The sequence below is a fragment of the Leptolyngbya sp. FACHB-36 genome (genome assembly GCF_014695955.1).
Taxonomy (GTDB): domain Bacteria; phylum Cyanobacteriota; class Cyanobacteriia; order Leptolyngbyales; family Leptolyngbyaceae; genus FACHB-36.
On the sequence record NZ_JACJPG010000563.1, the window covers coordinates 1 to 6,887 of the forward strand.

The following is a 6,887-nucleotide window of genomic DNA, read 5'->3' on the forward strand; positions in this document are numbered from 1 at the left end:
ATCGATCTCCCGTCATCCCCATCCAGCACTTCGGGTCGCAGTACCGAGTAGTTTTCGGTCAGCGGGTTGCTGCCTTTGAGTTCAAACTGAGTTTGGCTACCGCGAGCGATGCAGTGAAAAAACAGCGCCTCCTCCACTGCTGGCACCAGTGCATGACCAATTCCGCCCAGCATTGAGTGGTAGGGCCAAACGGTCAGGGGGTATTTGCCGTCGTCAGTGAGTTTGCGTGTGTAGTGCAAGGCGTGACGCTGGAGGCTGTCATAGTCTCCGATCGCCAGACTGTGCGCAACTGCCGGATTCACGCGCCAAACTTCCTGCTGCACATCCTCCAGCGAAATCATCGTAGCGGCGGGAGTGGGATGCTCTCCAGCCGCATTGATCCAAAAGATGGGATGAAAAATTTGCATCGCGCTATGCGTGTCCATCGTGGGTGCAATAGTGGTGATGCTGCTCAGGTTGCGGTAGATAAACTCGCACAGCCGCACGTTGTCTTCGACGGCTCCGCGACCCGATCGCCCACCGACAAACAGCTCAAACTCCGGTATGCAGAAGGTGTTTTGTACGTCGATCGCCAACAGACAAACCCGGTGAGTATCCGCTGCGGCAGGCGAAAGTTGATGCTGTTTTGCCCACGCAGTCGCGTCTACGGCACGCTGCTGATAGGGAACCCGCCAAACACGGTCCACCGTCTGCGGATCAAAATGGGACGGAATCGGCAATGGCTGGAAGGTGCTCATAACTTATTTATGGTATCTTCTACCATAATAGCACGGCGGCAACCCGAGTGAATTGGCTTGACGGTCGATCGCTCCCGCTGCGGCTGTTATGGTCTATCAGGGAAATTTTGACGTGCCGAAGACCCTCAAAATTTAACCCTGATCCTTAGGTACTCGTCAAATCCAGTGCAGCATCAGCACTCAGATTTAGGGTGATAGTCGAGAGTTTAGACCTCCGAGGTTTTACAAAACCTCGGAGGTCTTGGGGAGGTTCCTGTACGCAGCGACATCTGCCGTGCTGCCTCGGCGTAGGGCATTTGTCCAGTCGCCGTCCCCAACCCAGGGCACGCAATCCGGCAAATGCGGCGTGACTGAAACCGATTGTGCTGACGAACCGCAAGCAGCATCGACCACATTGCCTGATAGACCTGATCGGTACGAGCAATGTCCATTGGAACGCGCATGGTTGGAGCGTGGGCAATGAATGAATGGCATTAACACGCTTTTAGGGGGCAGGAAGGTTCCAGAAAAGTACCAATCTGCCGAAAAATGGGTGAATGATTCAAGATACTCTGAAGTCAACCTTTAGGCACAACTAGGTATTTGAAGAACAAACATGAATACTGATTTCGAGCAAAAGATTTGGCGTGCTGGCATAGAAAAATATTCCTACTCAGAGAAGGAATGGAAAGAATTGATCAAGGCTCTTTTAGATGATTTTCAACAATTCATCGACCAAAGTTTTGAACGAACATTAGAAGCTGAAATCGATGTTCTAAATCCACAATCTCCGTCATTTAGCCAGTGGATTTGGACTCAGGAGGAAAAACCATCTCCACTGTCTATAGTGTGGACCGGTGTAATTGGTGGTCAGATGGTTGGTACTGAGAACGGAGAAGACTTTTTTCAAGTAAGTCTTACATTGTTTTTATTTGAAGCCGCTGACAAAAAGCGTATTTGTTTAACAACAGGTGAAAGTGTTCTTGAATTTACTTTTGAAAGAGATACTGAGTCTCACGGATATTGGCGTGGACATGGATGGCGCGAGGATGAGTGGGGTGAGTGGGAAGATGTTGCGTATGAATAAATAAACTAAGAGCGCTGCTGACCATGCAGTCGAATTCTGTCAGGTCTTTAAAGTGTCCTACACGGATCTCGACCCGGGAAAAATTGGCAAACCACGCTTGCCAAGCATCACAGAGCGCTAGCTTTGGAGCGACCAAAATGAGTGTCAATTCGTCCATCGTGTTCTGGCTAAGTCAAGCGACGCTTACCACTTCACGATCGTCAATCGGGGTTGTTCCAGAAACGAGTTTACCGTCTTATACCAATTCCCTAAATTCCGGCTACCGATCAAACCACTAAAACGTAGGCGGACTCCAGCTTCTGCAACTCGGAATTGCGAATTCCGAATTCCCAATTCCGAATTGCTATTAGATTCCGCCCTTCGACTTGCACAAGGCACAGTCGGCTAATTGTGCTGATCATCATGGTTTTTAAGCCTGCGGCGCCGTCTTCCATCTTGAGATGGATGCCAGTCATCTTACTCTGCTGCATAGTATTGAGCTTAACCAAGAATGAGCGTGCGTTTCAGGCATAACAACGCTGGTTCATGTCGCTCCAATCACCTATTCACCGGCAAAGCAGCACGACCTGCCGTCATGATCGAATCTATGCTAACGGCATCTGTACAGTTTGCCCAAGTTGCCACTATCGTCACTCGTAAAGTCGCTAAACTGCTGTTTGCGCCTGTGTTTGTTGCAGACGATCGCAGCGTTGTAATTGCCAGCAGTGAGGCTGAATGGGTTGGTCGGACCTTTAGTAGACAGGACTCGACAAGCCACGAGTATTTGCGCGTGCCCCTGCGCTACGACGGGGAAACGGGAGAGGTGATCGTGGGTCGATCGCACAGTCGAGAAGCCATCTCGTCGCGTTTGGCTCGTGTCCTCGTAGAGTTAGTGATCAATCAAACGATTATTCAGGACCAAGTTCCCAGCCAGCATGAGCTGAAAAATCAATTGATCCACGAGCTGCTGTGCGATCGCATTGAGAATGAAACCGTGATTCTCAGCAGAGCCAAACGGTTAGGAATCGATTTAACGCCGCCGCGTGCCGTCATTTTGATTGATGCTGCCGACTACATTTCTACGAGCGAACTGCATCCAGAATTTGACGCGCTGGACGCCGAGCAGCAGCGGCGTGCTCAGGTTGTAATTGGCAGCATCGTTAGCTTCTTCTACTTGCCCAGCGATACCATCTGTGCGGATTTGGGACAGGGAAGAATTGCCGTACTGAAAGCCAGCGACAGCAAGAACCTCGATCCGTGGGCAGACGTCGAGGACGGAGCAGACGGTGGCGGCTCGTCTTGGGCAAATCTAGTAGCGCTAAGGCGGGCAGCGGATGCTCTGCTGATCCGGCTCCGCAGCGATACGGGAGGTGCTGCCATCAATGTAGGAATTGGGCGGTATCATCCGGGAATTCGCGGGCTAGCCCGATCGTACGAAGATGCGCGAGCAGCGCTATCGTTGGGCAGTCGGTTTCAGGGACACAATCAGGTGCACTGTTTGGGGCGATTGGGCATTGCTGCGTTTGTAGGCGTTGCGGACGAAAGCACCAAAATTGATTTAGCGAAGTACCTATTAAGTCCGCTAGACCACGAACCCGAACTGCTGACGACGCTCAACGCCTTTTTTGCTGAAGATTGCTGTCCGTCGTCTGCCGCAAAGCGCCTCTCCATTCACCGCAACACCCTTAGCTACCGTCTGGACAAAATTGCATCGCTGACGGGATTGGAGCCACGCCGATTCGACGATGCTGTGCAAATGCGGCTATCGCTGCTTTTACGATCGCTTCAGTCTGCCCGATCGGCATAAAGAATTTGCGGATTACCGGGTCCTTTAGACTTGGGCAACTTTTTTGTAAATCTATCTCTTTTGGTTGATGACGCGCTGCGTCATCTAATCGCCTTGAATTCGCTGCTAGACCTGTAGCGAATCAAACATTTCAGCGTTCCAAGCTTTTGTGCAGTTGCACAATCAGTCAAGAAAAGCTGCTGTGTTTTCTAGGCAACTGCACAATGAATTGTCCATCCTCAACTCACTAGGATGTCGCTTATAACAGCGATCGCTGAGCGAGAAATGCTTGAACGCCTTACCCCATCTTTGTCTATAGAGAATGCGCCTGGGCAAATTGCGATTCAACAAATCGCGATCGTGCGGGCGCTACCGGGACTGGGCGATTTACTGTGCGCGGTTCCCGCCTTTCGGGCGCTGCGATTGGCGTTTCCTGCAGCGCGAATCACGCTGATTGGTCTACCGTGGGCGGCGCAACTGGTGCCCCGCTTCTCTCACCTAATCGATGATTGGCTGGAGTTTCCGGGCTTTCCAGGTATCCCCGAGGTGCCGCTGGTGCCATCGCGCGTCGAGTCGTTTTTTCACCACGCCCCAGCCTTTGATCTCGCGATTCAACTGCACGGCAGCGGAGCGGTGATGAACAGCTTTGTGCAACGGTTGAACGCCGCGCAGCGGGCAGGCTGTTTTCCACCCGATCGATCTGCCCCGTCCAGCATGTTCTTACCGTATCCAGAGCACGAACCCGAAATTTGGCGCATGCTGCGACTAATCGAGCATTTGGGCATTCCGCTGCAAGGCGATTATCTGGAGTTCCCCCTGTGGCAATCGGACTGGCAGGAGTTGGCGGCGATCCGCGATCGCTACCGTCTGAACAATTACGTCTGCCTCCATCCCGGTGCAAGTCTCCCAGACCGTCGCTGGTCGGTGGCGAAATTTGCGGCTGTGGCTGACTCGCTCGCCTCCCAAGGGCTGCAAATCGTGCTGACTGGCAGCGCCGCCGAAGCGGATCTCACCCGCGCTGTCGCGCAAGCCATGCACAGTCCGGCGATCGACCTTGCCGGACAAACTAGTCTCGGCTCCCTTGCTGCGCTGCTGAAGCGCACTCGCCTGCTGATCTGCAATGACACCGGAGTGTCCCACCTCGCGGCGGCTCTGCACGTCAACAGCGTCGTTATTTTTAGTGCGTCCGATCCCGATCGCTGGGCACCGCTGGATCGATCGCGCCACTACGTGGTTGGAGGCACGCCACAAACCGCTCAGAATCTTACCGTTTCGCCGTCTGTGGCTGACGTACTGACCCACGCCGATCGCCTGCTGCGATCAAAGGTTGCTTATGCGTCTTGAGAATTGGCAAGCCGTTCAGCACCTGCTGGTGTGTACCGATGAAGCGACCACGGTTGACCTTGAACCCGCGATCGTTCGATTGCGGCAGGAATTTCCCAATCTGGAGATGACGCTGCTGACTTGGGCACACCAAACGGACTTCGACACCGTGGCACAGCGCTTTCAGATGCATCACCTGAACTGGACGGAAGACCCGGATTTGCGCCTTGTGGAAGCCCTGCGCGATCGCCAGTTTGACGCCGCCATCATCCTTACGGCGGCTGGACGATCGCCCTACGCGCTTGCCTACCTCTGCTACCTTGCGGGCATTCCCATTCGGCTGGGGCAATCGTGCGAATTTGGCGGCGGTGTGCTGTCGTCCTGCGTGGCTCCCGCGATCGACCCACTTCCGGCGATCGACTATCAGTTGCGTCTACTCGAATCTGCTGGCTTTCCGTGCAGAAATTTTGAATTTTGAATTCATACGTTTGAATTTTTCTTCCCATGCGCATCCTCACCTGGCACGTCCACGGCAGCTACCTCTACTACCTGACTCAGGCACCCCACGAGTTCTACTTACCCGTTAAACCGGGCAAGCCGGAGGGCTACGGTGGATGCCTACCTGGAATTCCCTGGGGCGACAACGTGCACGACATCGCCGCCGAGGACGTGCAAAATCACGACTTCGACTGCATTCTGTTTCAGTCGCGCCGCAACTACATCCACGACCAGTTCGAGATTTTATCTGAAGCGCAGCGACAGCTACCCCGGCTGTTTCTGGAGCACGATCCGCCACGAGAGCACCCCACTGACACGGTGCATGTTGTGGATGACCCAAGCGTACTGCTGGTGCAGGTGACCCACTTCAACAACTTGATGTGGGACAGCGGCAGAACTCCCACCTGCGTGATTGAGCATGGCGTCATGGTGCCTGAAGCCGTGCGCTATACGGGCGAACTGGCGCGGGGATTGGTCGTGGCAAATGGGCTGCGATCGCGGGGCAGACGCCTCGGTGCCGATGTGTTTCAGCGGGTGCAGCAATCAGTTCCCCTCGATCTGGTTGGCATGGGTGCCGAATCGTTGGGCGGGCTAGGAGAAGTGCCGCACGCGCAGTTGGCAGAGTTCGAGTCGCACTACCGCTTTTTCTTTCATCCTGTCCGCTACACGAGTTTGGGCTTAGCCGTGTGCGAAGCGATGATGGTGGGCTTACCGATCGTTGGGCTAGCCACCACCGAGCTAGCCACCGTGATCGAGAACGGCGTCTCTGGCTACATCAGCACCAACCCCGATGAGCTCATCGATCGCATGCAGCAGCTACTTGCCGACCCCGCCGCAGCCAAACGCCTCGGAGACGCGGCTAGAGACACGGCTCGATCGCGCTTTGGGATCGATCGCTTCATCCAGGATTGGAACACCGCATTCGAGCGGGTCGTTAGTCGTCGGTCGTCAGTCGTCAGCCGCGATGACTCCTCACTCCTCATTCCTCACTCCTCACTCCTATGACCAAACGCATTGCCCTTATCAGCGAACACGCGACGCCGCTCGGCATTTTTGGCGGCGTCGATAGTGGTGGACAGAATGTGTACGTGGGTCAGTTGGCAAAGCATCTGGCGGCGATCGGCTACGACGTAGACGTGTTTACGCGGCGCGACGGCGACCTGCCCGAAGTGGTGGAGTGGCAATACGGCGTGCGCGTGATTCACGTTCCGGCAGGTCCGCCTAGAAGTCTGCCCAAAGAGGCGCTGCTGCCCTACATGGGCGAGTTCACGGCGTTTGTACTGGACTGGTGCCGGGCTCAAGGAAGCTATGACTTAATCCACGCCAACTTTTGGATGTCTGCGCTGGTAGCGGCAGAGATCAAGCGGGCGATCGGCACGCCATTCGTCGTGACGTTCCACGCGCTGGGTCGGGTGCGACGGCTGCATCAGGGCAGCGCGGACCAGTTTCCCGACGAGCGGTTTGCGATCGAAGACCGCGTCGTGCGCGAAGCCGACCA

At 54.8% G+C, this 6,887-nt stretch carries 9 protein-coding genes; 6 read left to right on the forward strand and 3 right to left on the reverse strand.

Annotated elements, in window-relative coordinates; genetic code table 11:
• Together H6F43_RS16130 and H6F43_RS16135 are read right to left on the reverse strand one after the other, a co-directional pair.
• Positions 1-737, reverse strand: a 737-nt coding sequence (locus H6F43_RS16130) for an isochorismatase (RefSeq protein WP_190343744.1), incomplete at its 3' end; no start/stop codon positions are given.
• A 206-nt stretch (positions 738-943) separates the two neighbouring features.
• Positions 944-1,180, reverse strand: a complete 237-nt coding sequence (locus H6F43_RS16135) for a hypothetical protein (RefSeq protein ID WP_190343745.1) — start codon at positions 1,178-1,180, stop codon at positions 944-946.
• Positions 1,181-1,332: 152 nt separating this feature from the next.
• On the opposite strand from H6F43_RS16135, the gene H6F43_RS16140 reads away from it, so the two are divergent.
• Entirely contained in the window at positions 1,333-1,803 is a 471-nt protein-coding gene (locus tag H6F43_RS16140; protein WP_190343746.1) for a hypothetical protein, read from the forward strand.
• A gap of 266 nt (positions 1,804-2,069) precedes the next feature.
• Here the strand turns inward: H6F43_RS16140 and H6F43_RS16145 are convergent, their stop codons facing one another.
• A complete protein-coding gene (locus H6F43_RS16145; protein WP_190343747.1) occupies positions 2,070-2,258 on the reverse strand; it encodes a hypothetical protein in 189 nt (62 codons plus the stop codon).
• A gap of 119 nt (positions 2,259-2,377) precedes the next feature.
• Here H6F43_RS16145 and H6F43_RS16150 point away from each other — a divergent pair, with 119 nt between their 5' ends.
• The 5 genes from H6F43_RS16150 to H6F43_RS16170 all read left to right on the forward strand — a co-directional run.
• Positions 2,378-3,589: a helix-turn-helix domain-containing protein gene (locus H6F43_RS16150; protein WP_190343748.1), complete on the forward strand. Its 1,212-nt coding sequence runs from the start codon at positions 2,378-2,380 to the stop codon at positions 3,587-3,589.
• A gap of 231 nt (positions 3,590-3,820) precedes the next feature.
• Positions 3,821-4,912 carry a glycosyltransferase family 9 protein gene (locus H6F43_RS16155; protein ID WP_242025675.1) on the forward strand — a complete coding sequence of 364 codons (1,092 nt, stop codon included), beginning with the start codon at positions 3,821-3,823 and terminating at the stop codon, positions 4,910-4,912.
• Complete coding sequence (locus H6F43_RS16160; protein ID WP_190343749.1) at positions 4,902-5,369, forward strand: hypothetical protein; 468 nt, start codon at positions 4,902-4,904, stop codon at positions 5,367-5,369. Before H6F43_RS16155 ends, H6F43_RS16160 begins: the two co-directional genes overlap by 11 nt.
• A gap of 26 nt (positions 5,370-5,395) precedes the next feature.
• Positions 5,396-6,394, forward strand: a complete 999-nt coding sequence (locus H6F43_RS16165; protein WP_190343750.1) for a glycosyltransferase family 4 protein — start codon at positions 5,396-5,398, stop codon at positions 6,392-6,394.
• On the forward strand, positions 6,391-6,887 hold a 497-nt coding region (locus H6F43_RS16170), incomplete at its 3' end, for a glycosyltransferase (protein ID WP_190343751.1). The genes H6F43_RS16165 and H6F43_RS16170, both read left to right, overlap by 4 nt.

Bases quoted from the DNA above. Each gene is read 5' to 3' on its own strand.
- H6F43_RS16140 (WP_190343746.1), top strand. From the start codon at position 1,333: ATGAATACTGATTTCGAGCAAAAGATTTGGCGTGCTGGCATAGAAAAA.
- H6F43_RS16145 (WP_190343747.1), bottom strand. From the start codon at position 2,258: ATGACTGGCATCCATCTCAAGATGGAAGACGGCGCCGCAGGCTTAAAA.
- H6F43_RS16135 (WP_190343745.1), bottom strand. From the start codon at position 1,180: ATGCGCGTTCCAATGGACATTGCTCGTACCGATCAGGTCTATCAGGCA.
- H6F43_RS16150 (WP_190343748.1), top strand. From the start codon at position 2,378: ATGATCGAATCTATGCTAACGGCATCTGTACAGTTTGCCCAAGTTGCC.
- H6F43_RS16165 (WP_190343750.1), top strand. From the start codon at position 5,396: ATGCGCATCCTCACCTGGCACGTCCACGGCAGCTACCTCTACTACCTG.
- H6F43_RS16160 (WP_190343749.1), top strand. From the start codon at position 4,902: ATGCGTCTTGAGAATTGGCAAGCCGTTCAGCACCTGCTGGTGTGTACC.
- H6F43_RS16155 (WP_242025675.1), top strand. From the start codon at position 3,821: ATGTCGCTTATAACAGCGATCGCTGAGCGAGAAATGCTTGAACGCCTT.